The organism is Shouchella tritolerans, from assembly GCF_025770735.1.
Classification (GTDB): Bacteria; Bacillota; Bacilli; order Bacillales; family Bacillaceae_D; genus Shouchella; species Shouchella tritolerans.
The window spans coordinates 89,382-110,509 of the sequence record NZ_JAODPB010000001.1 but is presented as its reverse complement, the minus strand read 5'-3'; the positions used below and the strand labels follow the sequence as shown (position 1 = coordinate 110,509).

Below are 21,128 nucleotides of genomic sequence, written 5' to 3'. Positions count from 1 at the left end.
CGCGGAAAGATCGATTCTATGCATTTACTATAACATATATTTGTTGAAAGCGTTATCATACACTGTCCATGTTGCAAACAAATACCCAAATACGTTCCCGAGCTATAGCCACTCGGGAGCTACTGTCGTTCTCCCGAGTAGACAGCACTTGTTTCCCGGCGGATCAATTTGTGGCTAATAATCCTCTTTTCCGCCGGAGCCTCAGGATCGGCTATCCGTTTTTGCAAAAGTTCAGCGGCCCGGTAGCCAAGTTCATGAATATGGATATCAAGTGTTGTCAGCGGTGGTGTCGCCAGCTCTGCCATTAACACATTGTTGAAGCTCACAACAGACACCTCATTAGGCACGGAAATATTCATGTTAAATAACATGCGCAGCACGCCCAGTGCCATTAAGTCATCCATTACGATCATGGCTGTAGGAGGATGTTTTCGTGACATCAGTTCAATAACCGCTTGTTCGCCGCCCTCAAAAATTTCATCATGGTGGACGACGTAAGAGTCATCTGGCGTCATTCCTGCTTCCTCTAACGCTTCTATATACCCTTTCTTGCGGTCTAGCGTTACATATGCTTCTTCGCGACCGCCAATAAAAGCAATCCGCTCATGTTTTAAAAGCAGCAAATATTCGGTCACCATTTTTGCGGCTTTGACATTGTCATTGTTTACATAAGAAACTTGGCCGGACAACGTTTCAGGCGGTTGGCCAACAACGACAAAAGGAAATGCTTTTTCCAGCAAAAACTCGATGATTGGGTCAGAGACGGTTGAATACAGCAAAATCATCCCGTCGACGCGGCGTGTATAGTACATTTCGATGACTTCTTCTAAAATGCCTTTATCGGTTTGCGCAGTCGATAAATACAAACCGTATTTTTTCTCATTCGCTTGTGCTGTGATGCCTCTTAACACTTCCGGAAAAAACGGATTTTGAAACGGCGCGTAAGAAACACTTGGCATAATAATGCCGACAACATTTGTGCGGTTGTTCACAAGGTTTCTGGCGTTTACATTTGGGTAGTAGCCTAACTCTTCCATTACCGCCTGGACTTTCGCTTTTGTCTTTGCGCTGATTTTTGGATTGTTCGCGATCACCCGTGACACGGTAGAAGGGGCAACATTTGCTTTTTTGGCAACATCTTTGATCGTAACACCCACTCGTTTTCCCCCTTTTCTTAACAAAACAAGGCAGGAGCGGCACTACACGATGGCGCAGTAGCCCTTCCTGCCTTTATATTGAATGAACGGCTCGTATTTGTCTACTGTAGAACTTGATCAACATGTTTGGTATACGCTTTCCTTACCCTTTCGTCGCGCCAGAAGACAAGCCTGTAATCAAATAACGCTGCAAAAATAAGAACACAGCGGCGATTGGCACCGCAATGAGTACAGAACCTGCAGCAAAGCGTGTAAAGTTGTTTGCAAATTGATCACTGACAAAATTGAACAACCCTAACGCGAGCGTATAATTTTCCGGGCTCCGTAAAATAATTCGTGGCAAAATAAAGTCCATGAACGGCGACATGAAATTAAAGAGCGCCACCACTGCTAAAATCGGCTTCGCAAGGGGAAGCATGATCGTGAAGAAAATACGAAAATGGCCAGCACCGTCTAACTTCGCCGATTCATCCAAATCACGGGGAATGGTATCAAAATAACCTTTCACCAGAAACGCGTTCATCGGAATCGAGGTTCCCACATAGATAAGGATAAGCCCAAGAAGTGTATCAAGCAATTGGACAGTATTTAATAAAATATACAGGGCAACCATCGCCATCATGACAGGGAACATTTGTAATAATAAAAACGCATACAGCCCATGGGTCCGCCCAACAAAGCGATAACGGGAAAAGGCATAAGCCGTTAAGGCGACAAGAAATGTTGCACATAAAGATGTAATACTGGCGACAATGAGCGTGTTTTTATACCACTGCACATAATTGCTGCGCGGATCAAAGAACAACCATTCGTAATGGCGCAACGAAATTGTTTCTGGAATCATTTTCGAAGAGTGTAAACTCGTCCCAGGGTTAAACGACAGCCCGATCGTCCACAGAAGAGGGTAAAGAATGATGACGCCCATAATAAGCAAAAACAGGTAAATGGCAGTCACTTCGAGCCTTGACTTTTGCTTTTTATTCATTAGATGCTCCCCTCCTCTTTAAATGAGCGGCTTCGTCTGAACTGGAACAAAGCAAAGCCCGCTACAATCAAACCAATGATAATCGAAATTGCGGCAGCCATACTGTACTGGGAGTTCTCAAACGTGAGACTGTACACCCATGAAATCAAAATATCGGTGCCGCCAGCGTTTTGCCCACGAATCGGCGGTCCCCCTTGGTTAAATAAGTAAATGATCGAGAAGTTGTTAAAGTTTCCTGTATATTGCATGATCAGTAGTGGCGCGGTGGCAAATAAAAGGTGTGGCAGCGTAATATGACGAAATTTTTGCCAACGATTGGCTCCGTCCATATCCGCAGCTTCATACCAATCGCTCGAAATGCTTTGCAGAACACCGGTGAACAAAGCAAATACGAACGGAAAGCCGAGCCATGTTTGAATCATAATTAGCGCAAACCGTGCCCAAAAAGGATCGGTCAGCCAAGGAAAACCGTGGCCAAACAAAGGAATGAAAATGTCCCGATTAATTGCACCAAAATTGTCGTTAAACATCGCTGAAAAAATTAAAATGGTCACAAAGGCGGGCACAGCCCATGGGAGGATAAGGATCGTACGAATGAATTTTTTAAACTTAATTCGTGGATCGTTAACCATAATCGCTAATAATAAGCCTAGCCCAACTTGGCATGTGGTAGCGACAAATGTCCAAATTAACGTCCACGAAAAGACGCTAAAAAATGTTTCTCGCCAAATCGGTACAGTGACAAGCTGGACAAAATTTTCAAACCCTACCCAGTCAAGCAAGTTTCGTGGTGGGGCATTGTAAAGGGTATAGTTTGTAAAAGCAAGCCCGACCATAAACAAAAGAGGAAAAACGACAGTGAAAATTAAAAAGACCAGCCCTGGGCCAACTAGCAAATACGGAAACCCTTTGTCCCATGCTTGCTGGAAGCTTTCACGGAGCGAGGGTATTCGCCATCCTTGTTGAATACGTTTTGCATCCTTATATGCATCGCGTAAATTGAATAAATAGAAACCAATAGCAAAAACCGTTAAAATAAGGGCAATGATCCCTTGGGCCAACAGCATCCGCGAATCATCAACCCTCTCCAACGTCCCTAACGTTAGGATCCCCCAATAACCAATATTTAAAATGTCATAAAAGACGATGATGAAGGCAGCAAAGAGAATGAAAAAAACCGACCCTTTTCCGTAGCGCCTGTTATACAGTTGCCCCAACCCAGGGATGATGGACAAACAGAGTGCTCGTTTTGGATGATTTCGTCCCGTCCTCTCCCTTACTTCTAGTTTCATTCTTTTTTCCTCCTCTGCATGACTATGGCCTGTGCCAAATCAAGTGGATGGAGAGGTTGCTCTCCATCCATAAAACTACCTTAATTTTCTTGAAGGGCGATCTTATCAGCAATTTGTTGCACTGCTTCTTCTAGCACTTCCTGTGGATCCTCACCTTGAGAAATAAATTCAAATGCGTCCCCCATCGGATCCCATACCAATGACATTGCTGGAATGTTCGGCATTGGTACCGCGTATTCTGCTTGTTGCAAAAACGGTTGCCGCAGTTCATCATCGATCTCCACGTCTGTACGGGCAGGCAATTCCCCTGCTACTTCAAAGTACGTTAGGGCGCTTTCTGGATTTGTAATGTATAGAGCTAAGTCGGTTGCCCAATATTGATTTTCGCTATACTCATTCACTAACCAACCTTTTACCCCTGAATACGAGGACAGGTTTTTCCCATCAATTGTTGGGAGGGGCGCAACTGCTAATTGATCGCCAAGCGCCTCTGAGAATTCAGAAACGTTCCAAGGTCCTGAAATGACTGCTCCTACTTGCCCATCTCGGAAATAGCCTTGTATAATATCGTCGGTGATTCCTACTGGTAAGTAGCCTGCTTCATACCAAGATTGAATTAAACTCGCCCCTTCTACCGTTCCTTCATTTGTCAGGCCAATGTTGGATGTGTCATATACGCCTTCACCATCCTGGTCGAACACGTATCCTCCGTAAGCTTCTATAAACGGATAAAGGTAATAAAAGTTTGTGCCTTCAAATAAAAATCCATATTCATCCGCACTGGCATTCGTTAGATCTGCTGCAATTTGCTCTAGCTCTTCTATTGTCTTAGGCGCCTCTGGAACAAGCTCGGTATTATAGTACAAAGCATAGGTTTCAATGACGGCCGGGATTCCTAGCTGGACCCCGTCATAATTTAATGCTTGAATTGCTCCTTCTGTATAGCCTTCTAATTGTTCCGAAGTTAACTCAAGCTCAGCGGCTAACCCTTGCAAATAAATGTCACCTAGTCGATCATTCGGTTGATAAAAAAGGTCAGGACCGCCGCCAGCCGCCGCATCTAAGGAAAGTGACTCCAATTGGTCGAGCATACTAAACGGTGTGATCTCTACGGAAATTCCAGTCTCCTCTTCATACTTTTCTACAATTTGTTCATAAGCATCTAACTGTACTTCTTCATCGTTGACCCACATCGTTAACACTTCTGGCTTTTCTGGTGCTGCTCCGTCTTGCCCCCCATTAGCAGGCGTTGCACTACCCTCACTTGCTGAGCCATTCCCTTCGTCGCGATCAGGACCACACGCAGTAAGCAACCCAGTCAACGTCACAATGAAGACGGCAGACGATAAAAGAGATGTCGCTTTTTTCACTCGTTTTTCCCCCTTAAATGGTCTTTGTTTTTTCTGCAAGGCGGAGCATCCGGCCTTGCAAGAACGCAAACAACAGTGAAATCGTTTGCACAATTAAACATAACAAAATGAAATCGGTTACAATGTGCTTTTAACGCCATTATATTATGTTCATTTCTCGAAAACAACTATTTTATTTTAATTATATTGCAAACGTTTGCCTTTTCTCTTGACTTTCACTCCTTCATCTCATAGGCTGAAAATAACAATCAAGAAAACGCTTACGATTCTCGTTTAGAAGGGAGCTTGTTTTGAATGAAAGCAGCGATCTACCATCGCCCGAAAAGTGAAGATGCTTACGCTTATGACAAAGACACGATCCACATCCGTCTTCGCACGCGCAAAGACGATGCTCACGAGGTCATGCTTATTTATGGAGATCCTTACGATTGGGCGGATAACGAATGGGTAACTGCCAAAAAAACAATGACACACGCAGGGGCCGATGGAGAACATGATTATTGGTCTGTGGAAGTGAACCCGCCCTACCATCGCCTCCGTTACGGGTTCGAAATGAAGGTAAAAGATGAGACGATTTACTATGGAGAAAGTGGGTTTTCCGATACGCTAGCAAAAGACATAAGCGATTATTTTTGTTTTCCCTATATGAATCAAGCCGATTTGTTTACACCGCCTGAATGGGTAAAAGAAACGGTCTGGTATCAAATCTTTCCTGAACGTTTTGCCAATGGCGATCATTCCCGTGACCCTGAAAATACATTGGCTTGGGGAAGTGCACCACCGACTGCAACCAATTATTTCGGCGGCGATCTTCAAGGGATTGTAGACCGTCTTGATTATTTGCAGAAACTAGGGATTAACGGCATTTATTTAACGCCAATCTTTAAAGCGTTTTCCAACCATAAATACGATACGATTGATTATTTAAAAGTAGATCCCCAATTTGGAGATGAAACGACACTTAAACGGCTTGTGGATGAATGCCATACGCGCGGCATTCGTGTCATGCTTGATGCCGTCTTCAACCATGCTGGCCTGTACTTTCCACCTTTTCAAGATGTACTCAAACACCAGCAGGAATCAGAATATATCGATTGGTTTCATATCCGCCAATTTCCCGTTCGGGCAGAGGAACCACCTAATTACGATACGTTCGCCTTTACCCCTTTAATGCCAAAACTAAATACAGCAAATGAAAAAGTAAGGGACTATTTATTGAACGTAGCTACGTATTGGATTAAGGAGTTTGACATTGACGGTTGGCGTTTGGATGTCGCCAATGAAGTCGACCATGCCTTCTGGCGTGAGTTTCGCAAAAGAGTCAAAGCATTAAAACCAGATTTGTATATTCTCGGTGAAATATGGCATAACGCTTACCCTTGGCTGCAAGGAGACCAATTCGATGGGGTCATGAACTATCCGCTCACTGACGCGATTTTTGACTTTGTCCAACACGGCAAAAGCGCATCGACTTTTCAACATGCGGTTACAAAACATTTGTACAGTTACCCAAAATTGGTGAACGAAGTCCAGTTCAATTTGCTTGGCAGCCATGACACACCAAGAATTTTAACAGCATGTGGAGGCAACAAACAGTTAGTCAAACTTTCCTATTTACTGCTATTTTCCTTTCCTGGCTCACCTTGCATTTATTACGGAGATGAAATCGGCATGGCCGGAGAAAATGACCCTGGCTGCCGCGCGTGCATGGTGTGGGAAGAAGACCAACAAGATCGAGAACTATTCCAATTTTTGCAAAAACTAATTAAGATCCGCAAAACTCACCAAGCAATGGGCACCTATGACACATTGCAATTTTATGACTCAGGCACAGAGGATGTGCTGTTGTATTCTACGTCGGCAGGCGGAGAGCTGCTTTTATTTGCGGTTAACCGCAGCAAAACAGAAGCAACGATCAAACTTCCTAACTCATTAAAAAGCCATGCATTTGTCGATGTCATTTGCGAAAGCCCATTGCAAAGCGAAGAGCTCCACATTGAAGGCGAGCACTTTTTGCTTCTCCATTCTGCCGACGATACAAAACGTGGTTAAGTAGACAAGTAAAAAAACAAAATGGCATCGCCGATTACGCGTGATGCCATTCGTGCCATAGAAAAATACACTAAGTAAAAAAATCGAGCAATCTTCCCATTCATTTCTACCTTACTAAAAAAGCAAAATACATATTGGCTGAACTTAATCGGGATCCTTTTCTGCACACAAAAAAGCCCGTCGACCATCTTAACCCTGTCAACAAGCTGAGGAAGCCATGCCTATTTTCTTTTAAAATAAAAATAAATTGAAAGTGACTACGCCTAAAATACTTAAGACTACGGCTAAGACTACAATAGGAAGAACAAAAAAATAAACAATTTTCTGGCCCGTTTTTAAAGATGCTCTTTGTTTATTAGTCTGCATAAAACCAACCTCCAGCCTGATTCTTATGATTTCCCCACACACCAAGTTCTCCTGCGCCATACGTGATACCTAGCCCTTTGTGAATAAAGTTCCATTGCATATGAACTCTAGATTGAGCACGGGTTGATGTATATGACTGTCTTTTACCGCTCCAAGAAATATTTAATGTCGGATTTAAGTTCCTGGAAACATAGTGATCGCCTGCCCCAACACTAGTAACTCTACTACCATTATGGGAATAGTCAACAGTCGAAGTTGTTTGGAAAACTTTAATTCCTAAAAAGGTAACATAGCGCCAATATTTAGCCGTTCTATTTGCCATGATACCAAACTCTTGATCCTCACCAACAGTAGGCGTCACTATTTCTGTAGTGATGACTATATCCTCATAACCATCTAGCTTTTCAGAAACACGTTCGACGTTTGTTACCTCCATTTCATTTGAAAAGGCCTCCATAACCGTTTCCTGTATTTCTGGGTTGTATAAATAATCAATAAATTTCAATTGCTCTTCTTCAGACAGTTCATTGTATTGACTATAACTTTCAATTAATTCTTCATTTACCGAATTTGAAACTTCTTCTTTGAACCAAGCCTCGTAATCGTCCTTAAGTTTATTCAAATTCAATTCTGCTTCCTTGGTACTTTCAGCATTGACCACTCCTGCCATTCCACTTGCTAACAAAGTAATCATGATAAAGGACACTAAAAATTTCTTCAATTCAGCAACTCTCCTCTAAATATAGTCGTCTTACAAAAGATTTAGCCTGCGTAAAAGAATCTTTTATAAGACGTTACTATATTTTCCCACAGAGAATGATAAACCCTTTTTATCAATTATAAATTTTTTGTAATAATAAAATACGATCCGGCTATATTATATGTCTTCCAGTGTCAATCATTGCTTCTTTTTTTAGCAGTCAAATCCGAAAAGCCCCTTACGATATACGATTAACTCAGAAAGAAAACCGTACATGCTCTTCTTCATGTAAATGGACAGTCGTTTATGCCGGGACGGTCTTGGCAATGATCACCTCGTTTCTGATTGAGGCAAGTACAGGCGTTTGTGTTTGTTTAGATGTGGCATTAGTACCTTGTATATATAATTGTTCCAACAGGAAAAGTTCATAATTCCTGTTACATTTCTTTACATCCTTTTCCTCCAAACTGCCGCTGAACCGTATACTTAACATAGCCTCTACCATCTATTTCTAATAAGGTGATCTACATGCAAATGAAAGACTTGTTGATGCTGCCTGCTTTTGCAAAGGCCCGTCTGCTCGCAGGCAAACGTGGACTCGATAAGCCGCTTCGTTCTGCCAATATGATTCATTCCTTTGATCCAGGTACCTACATGGAACCTCATCAATTGCTGCTCGCTGCCACTCTTAAAAAGGGGCATCCGTATTCCCTTGTTGCCTTTGTCCAGGAACTATCAAAGCAAAATTGCGCAGGCTTGGTGGTGCGGACTAAACGACTGGAGAAAACGATCCCTGCCGTTGTTATTGACGCATGCAACCGTCTTCATCTGCCTCTGTTTGAACTACCAGAAACGATTCATTTTAGTGAATTCGTCCATCAGTTAACGCAGTTTCTTTTAAAAGGGCAGACGACAGAGCTCCATCAAGCGTTGGAGATCCACCGTCGCTTTGCCGATGTGATTGTGGCTGGCGGAAATGGCACATCTGTTGTCGTACAATTGGCCTCTATGCTCAACGTGCCTGCATTGCTGTTAAATGACCAATTGGATATGATCGCGTCTTCCGATCCTGTCACGAATGACTCCTTTTTTGAAAAATACTGGCGCCTACGGGAGTTGATTCCAAGCGAACAGCTGCCGACGTTGCAGCTATCCATCCTGCGGGAAAGGGGCGAGAATCCGTGCGCTGTATTTCCGATTCGAACAGCCTGTGCACGAAAAGGGTACTTGATTGTGCTCGGCTCAGCGTCAAAAAGCGATTGCCCGTTTGCGCTTGCAATTGAACAAGCAGCTAACGTCCTGTCGTTTGAACTGATGAAGCTTCATGCAGCCGAGCAACAAGCCCGGCTTGCCCAAAATCGCTTTTTTTCCGACTTAGTCGAAGGGCGCCGCCCTCTCGAAAAGGAGCACGGCAAAGCGTATCCTTTCTCTGCCGACAACCACTATGTATTCATTGCCGCTCGCTTAGATAACGGTAGTCGATTGCTGACTAAAGAAAAAGCGCTCGAGCAACAGGAAGACCTGTATAGCCTCCTTGTACGGCTGTTTCGCGAACGGTATCCAAACAGCCTTGTGTTTTGGAAGAATGATGTGTATGTTGTCGTTATTGAAAGTGACCGTTCAAACAATGAAGAAGCAAAGTTGCTTGCGGAAGTAGACACCATTCACCAAGACATACAGGCGCTCTTCCGCTCTTCCGTATCGTTTGGCATTTCCAGCTTTTCCAGCTTGAGTGAAGCGCCAAGCTTATACAAGGAAGCGACAGCAGCCCTTCACTCTGGCTACCGGGAACATTTGCAAAGCTTCATCAAAACGTACCGCGCCCAGGAGCTGGCTGACATGCTGCAAATGATTCCGTCAGAGAAGCTTACTTCCTTTTGCCAAACCGCCTTGCAAAACTTAGCAACGCCGGAAACTCCCGACCAAGTGGAACTGGCCCGCACACTGTCCATCTATATCAATCATAATTGCCAAGTAGCAGAAACCGCAAAAGTCATGGCGATCCATCGCAACACGGTCATTTACCGCATCAAAAAATGCGAGGAACTCCTTGGCTATGATTTAAAAAAGCCTGATGAAACATTGCGTTTGCGCATTGCTTTCTTTATTCGCCCATTGTTGCTGGAAAAGGAGGCGCTGCTATAAACGTAGGAGCCGATGCCATTTATCGGCTCCTACGCTTGAGGAAAAGCTTTAATAGGATCATTTGTATTGGGAAACTTTCTCTACAATCGCTTTGCCGATTTCAAGGGAAGCTGTAGCAGCAGGGGACGGGGCATTGCAAACATGCAGGCTTTTTCGCCCACGGATTAATTGAAAATCGTCAACGAGCTTTCCGTCTGTCGTTAATGCTTGGGCCCGAACACCGCTCGGTCCTGGAACTAGATCATCCTCGGTGATGCCAGGAATCAATTGCTGAAGGTTTTCCACAAACTTCTTTTTGCTGAAGGAACGAATCATTTCTTCCGTCCCTTCCTTCCAATATTTAATCGCTAGCTGCCAAAAGCCTTTGTAGCGAATGACCTCAGATAAATCCTTCCAATCGATATCGGCTTTCCTATAGCCTTCCCGCTTAAAGCTTAAAACCGCATTTGGCCCTGCATCTACTTCTCCGTCAATCATCCGTGTGAAATGGACACCAAGGAATGGAAAATCAGGATTAGGAACGGGATAGATTAAGTTCTTCACAAGATGCCGTTTTTCTGGTCGGAGCTTATAGTACTCTCCACGGAAGGGGACGATCTTCATGTCTACATGATAGCCTGCAAGCTTGGCGATTCGGTCACTATGCAAGCCTGCACAATTAATGAGATAGCTCGTGTGATATGTCCCTTTATCTGTTTCAATCATCGCTCCTTCCTTGCTTTCGGAAATGGTCTCAACCGTAGTGCCGAGTTGAATCTGTCCACCTTTCTCCATGATTAAAGCAGCGAGTTTTTCAGCAACCTGCTTATAACTGACAATCCCGGCTGTTGGCACGGATATCGCGGCAAGACCGTTTACATACGGTTCGGCCTCATGTAGCTCCTCTTTCGACAACATCTGGAGATTGAGGCCATTGTCAATCCCTCGTTGATAGAGATGATCAAGCAGTGGCAGCTCTTTCTTATTTGTAGCGACAATGACCTTTCCGCAAATGTCTACTTTAAGGCCATGTTTTTGGCAAAATGCAGTCATTGATTGGTTACCCGCTTTTGCAAACTTCGCTTTAAAACTGCCTGGCTTATAATAAATCCCTGAATGGATGACACCGCTATTATGTCCTGTTTGATGAGCAGCGACTTTCTGCTCTTTTTCAATGATTAAAACACTTGCCTTTGGATAACGGGCAAATAGAGCATGCCCGACAGCTAACCCGACAATTCCGCCGCCAATGATGGTAAAATCATACATTTCTTGTGCCTCCCCCTACATCACACGCTTCTGCTAGCAGTTCAATTAAATGAACCACCTTTATTTGTTCCGATTGTCCTTCCCGTTCTACACCGAGCTTCATTTGCAAATGACAGCCAGGGTTTGTCGTTACGATGATTTCAGGCTGAACGGCTTTTACGTTTTCCATTTTTCGATCAAGAATTTCCATCGATTGCTCATAATGAACGAGATTATAGATCCCTGCCGACCCGCAGCAAAGTTCGCTCTCCTTCATCGGTACATACGTAATCCCTGGAATCGATTGAAGCAGCTTTACCGGTTCTTCTATTCGCTTTTGAACATTTGCCATATGGCAGGACGGTTGGTATGTTGCTACGTTGTTCACTTTCTTTGCAAATGGAAGCTGAAGCTGGGAAAAAATCACACTGCTGTCGACATTTTTTTCAGCAAAGCGAGACGCCCGATCTCTCCATTCCGGCTCATCTGCTAAAAGTTCACCATATTCTACAAGCATGGCCCCACAGCCGCCAATACTGTTCACAATGTAATCGCAGGCGTGCTGTTCAAACGCTTCAATGTTTTGCTTGGCCAAGCGTTTCGCTACATCTCTTTCACCGCTATGGTTTTGCAAAGCGCCACAACAAGTTTGCTCCTCGATCACCGTCACTTCACAGCCAGCACGTTGGAGAAGCTGAATCGTTAAATCATTAATATGCGAGAACATCGTATCCATTAAACAGCCTTTAAAAAAACCAACACGAAGCGCCGTGTTTCCTTCCGGTTTGGCATCGACCAAACGGTTTTTCCTTTCCCTTCGAGAAGCAACCGATGGTGTCACTGCTTCGAATGCAGCAAGCGACTTCGGCAACATCCGTGTTAGCTTGGCTTTTCTAGCGATACGGGCCACCCCGCTTTTTTGGTAGAGGGAAAGGCCCGTTCCAATGGCATGTAAAACCCTGTCATTTGGCAACACCGTTTCAAACATGGCTTTTTTCATCATTTTCTGATGCCAAGGGGCCGTTGTTTTCCGCTCTTCCTTTAGGGCAACCTTTGCTGAATCGAGTATTTTTCCATACTGTACATTTGTTGGGCAGACGGTTTCACAGGCACGGCAACCAAGGCAAAGATCGATCGGCTCTTCAATCTCAGATAACGGCAGCTTTCCCTCTGCCGCCATTTTCACTAAATGAATCCTTCCCCTTGGGGAATGGGTTTCCTTTTCCATGCTCAAGTACGTTGGGCAAGATGGAAGACAGTAGCCGCACTGCACACAGTCAAATGTCTCTTGATAGGCTAACAGTTGTTCCGGTTTAGTCATGGCGCAGCACCAGCCTTTGTCCAGGCTCTGGGAATATCTTTCCTGGATTTAAGATGTTGTTCGGATCCCAGCTTGTTTTTAACCGCTTCATCATGTCTAGTCCAGCTTTTCCTATTTCCATTTCCATGAACGGGGCTTTCATCGTCCCAATCCCATGCTCCCCTGAAAGGGTTCCCCCCAGTTCGACCGCTGCTGTGAAAATGTCGGCCACTGCTTTTTCCACTCGTTCCATTTCCTCATGATCACGAGCATCGGCAATGATATTCGGGTGTAAATTTCCATCGCCAGCATGGCCAAACACGACAAGATCGATTTGATACATTTCGCGAATTTCCTTCAACCGCTGAAACATTTCCGGTATTTTACTCCGAGGGACGGTGGCATCCTCGGAAATTTTCGTTGGCTTCACTCGAACAATGGCTGGGGAAACGAGCTTGCGCGCCTGCCAAAATTCGGCCGCTTCTTTTTCATTCTCTGCCACCTGGACAGTTCTCGCTCCTACACTCCTGCACAGTTCCTTTACTTTTGTCATCTCTTCAGCGATCGATGCTGGGTGCCCATCTAGCTCGATTAACAACAAAGCCCCTACATCTGTTGGCAAACCCCGTGGTTCGTATGCCTCGACTGCCTGGATGGACAGTTGGTCCATCAGCTCCATTTTGGCTGGAACAATGCCTGCCGTTAACACTTTAGAAATCGCCCGCCCTGAATCGACAATATCTTCAAAAAGCACCATTACTGTTTTGCTGGCTGGTGGTTTGGGAACGAGGCGGAGTGTTGCTTCGGTGATGATCCCAAGCGTCCCTTCTGAACCAACAATGAGCTTTGTTAAGTCATAGCCGGTCACGTTTTTAACCGTTCTTCCCCCTGTACGAATGATTTCTCCTTCTGGTGTTACCACTTCTAAGCCGAGGACATAATCTTTCGTTACGCCATACTTCAGTCCTCTAGGCCCTCCTGCATTTTCGGCAAGATTTCCGCCAATGGTTGATACATGAGAGCTACTTGGGTCAGGCGGGTACATAAAGCCAATCGCCCTTGCGGCAGCGTCAATGTTTGCTGTGATCACTCCCGGAGAGACAATGGCCACCATGTCTTCTTTGTCAATCTCCAGCTTGTCGTTCCACTGGGATAAATCAAGAACAACCCCTCCTTTAACTGGAAGTGGGCCACCGCTTAAACTTGTCCCTTGCCCCCTTGGATAGACGGGGATTAAGTACTGATTGGCTAACTTCATGACCGCAGCTACTTCTTCAGTGGCGGTTGGCTGGATCACAAGATCAGGTAAGTAGTAGCCAAACGACGCATCATAGCCATAACTACTACGGTCCGCCTTTTTCGTTAAAATCCGGTTCTCTGCTTTCATTTTTTGTTTAATCTCTTCTAAAAAACGCTCAATCGTCAACAGGCTCTCCCCCTCTCTTTTACGTGTGTCGCTGTTTTACCCCTTGAAAGTGCTGCCACATCGCTATTCTTGCTTCCTCTGGTTTTCCGCTTACAATCGCTTCGTAAATGTTTCGGTGCTCCTGAGCAATTTCGGCCTGGAAGCGCTCATTTCTTCCTGAAGCCTCTTGATTTTTGGTTAAGACGCGAAGCATGTTATCGGAAATTAAATTCATTACATCACGCATTAATGGATTGTTTGCGGCTTCAATAATGGCTAAATGAAATTGGTAATCTTCCTCCACGGCCACCTTTCCTTGCTCTTCGATTGCCACAAGCCTTTCAAATACAGCTTGTAAATTCTCCTTCTGCCTATTTGTTATTCGTTTTGCTGCATAATAGGCAGCATCCCCTTCAATCGCTTGACGAAGCTCAATTAATTCGACGATCGATGTTTCTTTCTCCTGTAATAAATCCGCCAACTTAACCTGCAAGCGCTGTGGGCTCTCTTGAACAAGGAAGGCGCCCACTCCCGGCTTAATGTGAATGACGCCTGACGATTTTAACACGGTTAAGGCTTCCTTCACGGAAGTTCTGGAAACGGATAACGTCTCTGATAGTGCCCGTTCAGATGGAAGCTTATCGCCAGGTTGAACCTCGCCCGTAGCAACAGCGGTTTTGACTTGCTCAATAATTTCCTGGTAGACACGTTTCCGCTTACGAATCGGCGTTAATTTCATTCCTTTCCTCCTAATTGTCCAACTGGTCTGTGGACAGTCCACTTTTGTTAAAAAGAAGAGGGTGGCCCCTCTTTACGTTACCTCCTCAATTAGGCAATACCCGCTTATCGCCTAGCTTGCGGCGAACATTATGCAAGTGTGTGTTCATTGCTTTTCTTGCCGCCTCAGAATCGCGTTCACGAATGGCGTTGAAAATCGTTAAATGCTCTCGGTAAACTTCTTCGCGTTTTTGTTGCAGGCGGTTCTTTTTTAATGAAAAGGCCAATGCCTTCTGCAGCAGCTCTGATACATTCGCCATCGTTTGCTCTAAAAATGGATTATAAGAAGCTTTCATAATGACACGATGGAACATGTAATCAGCTTCATCCCCGACAACCTCTCGATCCTCGACTGTTTTTGCAAATTGAGCCAGCGCTAGTTCTAATTCCAAAAGATCTTGCTTTTGATAGCGCACAGCAGCTAATGCAGCTGCCTCTGTTTCAATAATGCTTCGAAGTTCGAGCAAATCATAGACTTGGCCGATATCGACCATATCCAATGTCACTTGCTCTAACAAATTCGTTAATTGAACTTCTTTGACCCAGCTGCCGCCCCCTTGTTTCGACTCGATTAGGCCGCTTGCTTCCAAAACACTTAACGCCTCACGAATGGGGGAACGGCTAACACCAAAGCGTTCTGCAAGCTCCATTTCAGACGGGAGCTTACTATGAGCAGGAAATTCACCGTTTTTAATCATTTCTTTTAGCTGTTCTAGTACTTGACTTGACACCTTTTTACGCTCAATCGGTAAACGCACCGTCAACACTCTCCTTTTTTGCTAAAAAGGGGAAGGAGCTTGCAAGCTTCGTTCACCCTTTTCATAAGTCCCTCACTCTATGAGGAACTTGTTTCATCTGATGTATACGCTCATTTTAACGAAGAGAGATGCGTTTTGCTATTATTCGTTGAACTTTTCACCTTTTATCCGCCTTGGGCGAACGGACTCTCCGTTGCGCTTTTTTTCTTTTTTACACGAAGGATGTGTAACGCTAACGTGACCGCAACGATCGAAACTCCTAGAACATTCGAAAGCAACCCTGTACTCACGAGGAGTAGCGAACTTGCAAAGAATAAGAGACGTTCCAACATGACTAAATTTGTTGAGAAATAGTTTGTCAGCGCAACAACCATCGCAAATACGCCTAAGACAGAGGTAATAATGGTGATGCCCACCGTAACAACATGTAGTGAGCCGCTTTCAGATTGCATAAGCATTGCAGGGTTATACGCAATCATAAATGGGATAACGAAGCCGGGCAATGCTAGCTTTACGGACGTCCACGATGTTTTCATCGCATCTGCTCTGGCAATGCCAGCAGCTGTATAGGATGCCAATGCAACAGGTGGAGTAATATTGGACAGTGCCCCAAACCAGAAAACAAAGAAATGGGCGGCAATTGGGTTTACTCCTGCTTCCACTAATGCCGGGGCAGCTGTTACCGCTACAACGATGTAAAGGGCGGTGGATGGGAGCCCCATGCTTAAGACGATGCAAGTAACCATGACGAGCAAAAGGGCAACCCAAAGCATGCCACTTGAAATCGAAAGAACATTATAGGCGATCGCTGAACCAAGTCCAGACATCGTCACAACCGCAATAATAATGCCGATCGATGCACAAGCAATCCCTACTTGAATGGTACTTTTTGCCCCGTCGATAAAGGCAGTCCCTATTTTTGCAAATGTCACTCTTGTCTCTTTATCTTTCGTTAGCCAGCTAGCAATGATGACAGAGATAATACCAGCAAAACCGGCGAATATCGGCGTATAGCCCATCAACAAGGTTGAGATCACAATGATAATCGGCAGTAGCAAGACACCGCGCTCTTTGATTACTTGCCATACTTGGGGAATGGAGTCTTTGCTCATCCCTTTTAAGCCATGCTTTTTCGCTTCTAAATCAATGGCAAGCACAAGAGCAACGAAATAAAGAAACGTTGGAACAATCGCTGCTAACACAATGACTGAATAGGAAACACCTAAAAATCCTGCCATGATAAAGGCAGCTGCTCCCATAATCGGCGGCATCATCATCCCGCCTGTAGAAGCAGCTGCTTCAACGGCCGCTGCATACCTTGGCTTTAAGCCAATTTGTTTCATTAATGGGATCGTAAACGCCCCTGTCGTCGCAACATTGGCAACTGCACTTCCATTCAATGACCCTGTTAGAGCACTGGAAAGAACGGCGACTTGCGCAGGACCACCCCGCCGTTGTCCTGCTATCGCAATTGCTAAATCGTTAAAGAGCTTCGACGCTCCACTTACACTTAAAAATGCTCCAAATAAAATGAAGATGACGATATAGGTAGACGCGATCGAAAGAGTGAGACCGTAAATGCCCTCTGTCGTCATGTACACGCGATACAAGAGTCGTTCAAAGGAAAACCCAGCGTGCCCAAAAATCCCAGGAAAATAGGGCCCAAATACAGCATAAATGATCGCTAAACTCGTTAAAAGTGGAATGAAGAGACCGAGCGTCCGTCTTGCAGCCTCCAAGAGCAAAACAACGGTGATCGCAGCAAAAATGTAGTCCATTGTAATCGCCTGTGACATCCGGTCAACATGAATCGTCGTATAGAACAGCAAAATGTAAACAGAACCTGCGACACTAGCAATCGTTAAGATGATATCGACTGTGGTAAATCGATCTTTCGCTCCCTTTTTGGTTGCGGGATAAAGCAAAAAGGCTAAAACAAAGAGCAATGCAAGAAAGAGAACGTTGCGGTAAATTTCCTGCATATTGATGAAACTGTTGACATAGACAGCAAACCCAGATAAAAGAATCCCTGTAAGGGCAACGATTTTTTGCTGTTTGCCTTTCAATGCCCGTCCTATACTGACAGACTCTTGCACTTCGTCATTATTCGGTTCTATCTCAACATGTTGCTGCTTCACACTCATCGTAATCTCCTCCTTTGTGAAAGAAAACGCTTTTGTTCAGCTTTATGCCTATAGTTCAGGGGGGCGTAACTCCTCCGGAATGTCGATGCCTTGCTCCTCATAATATTTGTAAGCACCAGGATGAAGTGGTACAGATAGACCATTTAATGCGGCTTCTAAGGACATTTCCCGGGCTGAATTATGCACCTCGTACATGAATTCTAGGTTTTCGTACAACGTTTTAGTCAATAAGTATATAATTTCATCGTCTAACTCCTTATCTGTTGCCAGAAAATTTGATTGTGCAATTGTCTGGATATCCTCCTCTTTTCGTGGATACGTCCCAGCAGGTATGTTATAGCGGAAGAACACATTAAAATGCTCATTTATTGATTCAAGCTGTTCATCCGAAACATCAAGGACATCGGCACGCACGCCACTGGCATACATGTCTGTAATCGCAGTAACAGGAACACCGGCCGGCAAAGAACCTCCATGTAAACGTCCATCACGCATGGCCGAAATGGTATCATCGTAGCCAAGGTATTCTGGCTGAATATCAGCGGTTGTCAGACCAATACCACGCATAATCGCCAGTGTTGATTGTTCCGTTCCACTAGCTTGCGGTCCCACAGAGAAACCTTTCCCCTCAATATCAGCAATCGTTCCCGTTTCGATTTGATTGTTTTGCAAAACAAAGTGTTCCACATTCGGCCAGAGGAAGGTAATTGAACGCAAGTCTTCATAGGACCGGCCTTCATAGATTCCCGTTCCATTGAATGCTTGATCGCCAATTAACCCTTGTAAAATCGCAAGCTGTGCTTCCCCCTTCTGTAACAAGTCAATATTTTCTACTGATCCAGCGGAAGACTGCCCCGTTGCCCGGATCCCTTGATCCATTAGTTCTTCAGTCCAAAGATTTCCCATGCCGACACCAATTGGATAATACGTCCCCCCAGTGGAAGCGGTTGCAATTGAAAAATACTGATAATCTTTGTTGCTACAGGAAGCGAGAGTAATGAAAGAACATAGGAATAATAACAATGACAGTCGCTTTTTCATAACTTCGTTTTTCCCCCTTTACAATGAAAGCGCTTTTATAAGTTGTATTACAAGTATACAACATTACAAATTGAATTCAAGACATTTCGATAAAGAGAATATTTAGAAAGAACTAATCGATTGTGATTGAACATGAACAACCAACTATTTCTATTAAGATTGAAATTTTTTAATGAAAGGTTCTCAATAACCATCAACAATCACCATGGCCTTAAGAATACAGGTCTCAAAAGCAGAGACCCTGTACCGACTCGTCGTTAAGCGGTCATCTCACCCATAGGTGCTGAAATATCAAGCCAATGTTTTTACTAGCTCCATAAATGCCTCTGCTTCGGCTGAAGGCGTTTTTGTAATCATGTAAGTAGATACGGTTGGCAAAGGGAGACCAGCTGTTTCTGCTTCTAGCATGCGGCCCTCTGCTAATTCCCGCCTTACCGCCGATTCCGGCAATATGGAACAGCCGAGCCCTTCCTCAATAAACCGCTTTGTGACATGTACTTGCGAAACGTGCATTTCTTTAAGTCCAGGAACAGTCCGCCTGCACGCCAGCAACACTTCTTCCCAATAAACAGGATGGTTGCCGCTTAAAAGGACCATCTCGCCCAGCGCCTCCTCATAATGAATAGGTGGGCCATTCTCTGCATCGCGGCCATCATGGGGAACGACAAACATGAGCTTCTCTGTTTGCAGGCGTACACACTCGCTCCCTGTTTGTTCAAAAGGCATTCTTGATAAGCCAACATCTGCACGGCCTGATTCAACCGTTTGGCCGATCACGGCTGACTCAACCACGTCCACTACCACTTCTGTTGCTGCTTGTTTTTTCACGAATGCTTTGACCCAGTAAGGCAAATAACTGGAAGCGATCAACGGCGAGACAGCGATTTTTAGTGTACTTTCATACCCTTGCCGTTTTTTGCCGATAAAGGCGATGCCTTCATGGTATGCATCATAGATGCTCCGTGCATAAGGAAGATACGACTTGCCGTAAGCAGTCAATGCGACTTGCCTCCCAGTCCGTTTAAACAATGGTACGCCTAGCGCTTTCTCAAGTTGATGAATGTGGACAGTCACAGTCGGCTGGGAAACGTATAAATAGGCAGCTGCTTTACGGAAGTTTTCATATTTGGCTGCGGCAAGAAAGCTTTCAATCCAGTGTATATTCATTTTCGCCCTCCACTAATTAAATATCATAATCAATAATGCAGAAATAATTTAATTTTAATTAGATTACCATGGCGCTATGATAAAGAAAATGAATTTGGAGGGATGGAATATGCTTTATGCAAAAGGGTTAGAGAATGTCGTCGTTGCGAAAACGACGATTAGTTCGATCGACGGAGAGCAGGGAACACTGCTTTACCGAGGTTATCATGCAGATGAGCTTGCGAAATCAGCTGACTTTGAAGACGTTGCTTACTTGCTGTTAAACGGAAAAAGGCCAACGGCAACAGAAAAAGACGATTTTTCCACTGCCTTGAAAACGATGCGCTCTTTGCCAGATGATTTGAAAAAGCTGCTCACGGCTTTGCCAAAAGAACTTAGCCTAATGGACGCGTTACGAACTTTGATTTCTAGCTACACAGGAAAAGAAGGCTGGCCCCCGCAACGACAAGAAGCGATGCGCCTTATTGCTATCGTTCCAACGATTGTGGCTGCATGGGCCAACATGAGCTGCGGCAAAGACGCGATTGAGCCAGATTCCTCTCTTAACCACGTGGCCAATTACTTGTATATGCTCACTGGCGAAAAGCCAGATGCCGCCCGTGTTCATGCTTTAAACGCTTATTTAATATTAACAGCAGAACACGGCATGAATGCGTCAACGTTTGCGGCGCGAGTGATCGCCTCTACAGAAGCCGATCTTCGTTCAGCTATTTGCGGAGCGCTTGGCGCGTTAAAAGGAAGGCTGCACGGCGGCGCGCCTACCGGTGTACTTGAGCTGTTCAGTGAAATCCAAACGGCCGACACTAGCAGTGAAGAGTTGCTGCGTGAAAAGCTCAAACGCGGCGAACGTCTGATGGGCTTTGGCCACCGTGTTTATAAAACAGCAGACCCTCGCGCCAATGCATTGCGTGATATTTTAAAAAGTCTCGATAACCAGGAAACATTTTTAAGCGAGGCAGTGGCGATTGAACAAATAGCAACGGAGCTTTTAGCGGAATACAAACCCGGCCGTCAGCTTCATGCCAACGTTGAATACTATGCTGCTGCAATTATGGAAGCCCTTTGCCTTAAACCAGAATGGTTTACACCGACATTTTGCGTAAGCCGCGTCGTCGGTTGGTGCAGCCACGTTATCGAACAAAGCAAAGACAACCGCATTTTTAGGCCACAACAACAATATTGCGGCCAAAAGCCGGTTTCCAATTAAGCGAAAAGACCCTGTACCAGGTGGCACAGGGTCTT

16 protein-coding genes are annotated in these 21,128 nt (G+C 44.8%); 3 read left to right on the top strand and 13 right to left on the bottom strand.

Translation table 11 applies throughout. The features are described 5' to 3' along the window. Positions 1 to 119 precede the first annotated feature (119 nt). From N6H06_RS00520 to N6H06_RS00505, 4 genes are all read right to left on the bottom strand, one after another. Positions 120 to 1,157: a LacI family DNA-binding transcriptional regulator gene (locus N6H06_RS00520; protein ID WP_263705391.1), complete on the bottom strand. Its 1,038-nt coding sequence runs from the start codon at positions 1,155 to 1,157 to the stop codon at positions 120 to 122. Positions 1,158 to 1,299: 142 nt separating this feature from the next. Next, complete coding sequence (locus N6H06_RS00515; RefSeq protein WP_063608913.1) at positions 1,300 to 2,142, bottom strand: sugar ABC transporter permease; 843 nt, start codon at positions 2,140 to 2,142, stop codon at positions 1,300 to 1,302. Further along, entirely contained in the window at positions 2,142 to 3,434 is a 1,293-nt protein-coding gene (locus tag N6H06_RS00510) for a sugar ABC transporter permease (RefSeq protein ID WP_063608912.1), read from the bottom strand. The genes N6H06_RS00515 and N6H06_RS00510 overlap by 1 nt, the downstream gene beginning before the upstream one ends. Before the next feature lie 80 nt (positions 3,435 to 3,514). Then, complete coding sequence (locus tag N6H06_RS00505; RefSeq protein ID WP_263705390.1) at positions 3,515 to 4,804, bottom strand: sugar ABC transporter substrate-binding protein; 1,290 nt, start codon at positions 4,802 to 4,804, stop codon at positions 3,515 to 3,517. A gap of 294 nt (positions 4,805 to 5,098) precedes the next feature. Between N6H06_RS00505 and N6H06_RS00500 the strand changes: the two genes are divergently transcribed. Further along, positions 5,099 to 6,856 carry a glycoside hydrolase family 13 protein gene (locus N6H06_RS00500; RefSeq protein WP_062744734.1) on the top strand — a complete coding sequence of 586 codons (1,758 nt, stop codon included), beginning with the start codon at positions 5,099 to 5,101 and terminating at the stop codon, positions 6,854 to 6,856. A 355-nt stretch (positions 6,857 to 7,211) separates the two neighbouring features. Here the strand turns inward: N6H06_RS00500 and N6H06_RS00495 are convergent, their stop codons facing one another. Beyond that, a complete protein-coding gene (locus N6H06_RS00495; RefSeq protein WP_212954643.1) occupies positions 7,212 to 7,943 on the bottom strand; it encodes a hypothetical protein in 732 nt (243 codons plus the stop codon). A gap of 507 nt (positions 7,944 to 8,450) precedes the next feature. Here N6H06_RS00495 and N6H06_RS00490 point away from each other — a divergent pair. After that, the gene (locus N6H06_RS00490; protein ID WP_263705389.1) at positions 8,451 to 10,067 is read left to right on the top strand and encodes a PucR family transcriptional regulator; all 1,617 of its coding nucleotides are present in this window, start codon (positions 8,451 to 8,453) and stop codon (positions 10,065 to 10,067) included. A 57-nt stretch (positions 10,068 to 10,124) separates the two neighbouring features. On the opposite strand, the gene lhgO is transcribed toward N6H06_RS00490, so the two are convergent. From lhgO to N6H06_RS00450, 8 genes are all read right to left on the bottom strand, one after another. Next, complete coding sequence (gene lhgO, locus N6H06_RS00485; protein ID WP_263705388.1) at positions 10,125 to 11,315, bottom strand: L-2-hydroxyglutarate oxidase; 1,191 nt, start codon at positions 11,313 to 11,315, stop codon at positions 10,125 to 10,127. Then, entirely contained in the window at positions 11,308 to 12,615 is a 1,308-nt protein-coding gene (locus N6H06_RS00480) for a (Fe-S)-binding protein (RefSeq protein WP_212954646.1), read from the bottom strand. Before N6H06_RS00480 ends, lhgO begins: the two co-directional genes overlap by 8 nt. Next, a complete protein-coding gene (locus N6H06_RS00475) occupies positions 12,608 to 13,981 on the bottom strand; it encodes an FAD-binding oxidoreductase (RefSeq protein ID WP_404830329.1) in 1,374 nt (457 codons plus the stop codon). Before N6H06_RS00475 ends, N6H06_RS00480 begins: the two co-directional genes overlap by 8 nt. 58 nt (positions 13,982 to 14,039) lie before the next feature. Beyond that, complete coding sequence (locus N6H06_RS00470; RefSeq protein ID WP_263705386.1) at positions 14,040 to 14,738, bottom strand: FadR/GntR family transcriptional regulator; 699 nt, start codon at positions 14,736 to 14,738, stop codon at positions 14,040 to 14,042. Positions 14,739 to 14,823: 85 nt separating this feature from the next. Continuing rightward, positions 14,824 to 15,534: a FadR/GntR family transcriptional regulator gene (locus N6H06_RS00465; protein ID WP_263705385.1), complete on the bottom strand. Its 711-nt coding sequence runs from the start codon at positions 15,532 to 15,534 to the stop codon at positions 14,824 to 14,826. Positions 15,535 to 15,698: 164 nt separating this feature from the next. Beyond that, entirely contained in the window at positions 15,699 to 17,678 is a 1,980-nt protein-coding gene (locus N6H06_RS00460; protein WP_263705384.1) for a TRAP transporter permease, read from the bottom strand. Positions 17,679 to 17,726: 48 nt separating this feature from the next. Further along, on the bottom strand, positions 17,727 to 18,719 hold the full coding sequence (locus N6H06_RS00455) for a TAXI family TRAP transporter solute-binding subunit (RefSeq protein WP_062744721.1): 993 nt from the start codon (positions 18,717 to 18,719) through the stop codon (positions 17,727 to 17,729). Between the two features lie 291 nt (positions 18,720 to 19,010). Then, positions 19,011 to 19,886, bottom strand: coding sequence for a LysR family transcriptional regulator (locus N6H06_RS00450; RefSeq protein ID WP_062744720.1), 876 nt, complete (start codon positions 19,884 to 19,886; stop codon positions 19,011 to 19,013). A gap of 109 nt (positions 19,887 to 19,995) precedes the next feature. Between N6H06_RS00450 and N6H06_RS00445 the strand changes: the two genes are divergently transcribed. Continuing rightward, the gene (locus tag N6H06_RS00445; RefSeq protein WP_212954650.1) at positions 19,996 to 21,093 is read left to right on the top strand and encodes a citrate synthase/methylcitrate synthase; all 1,098 of its coding nucleotides are present in this window, start codon (positions 19,996 to 19,998) and stop codon (positions 21,091 to 21,093) included. The last annotated feature ends 35 nt before the right edge of the window (positions 21,094 to 21,128 follow it).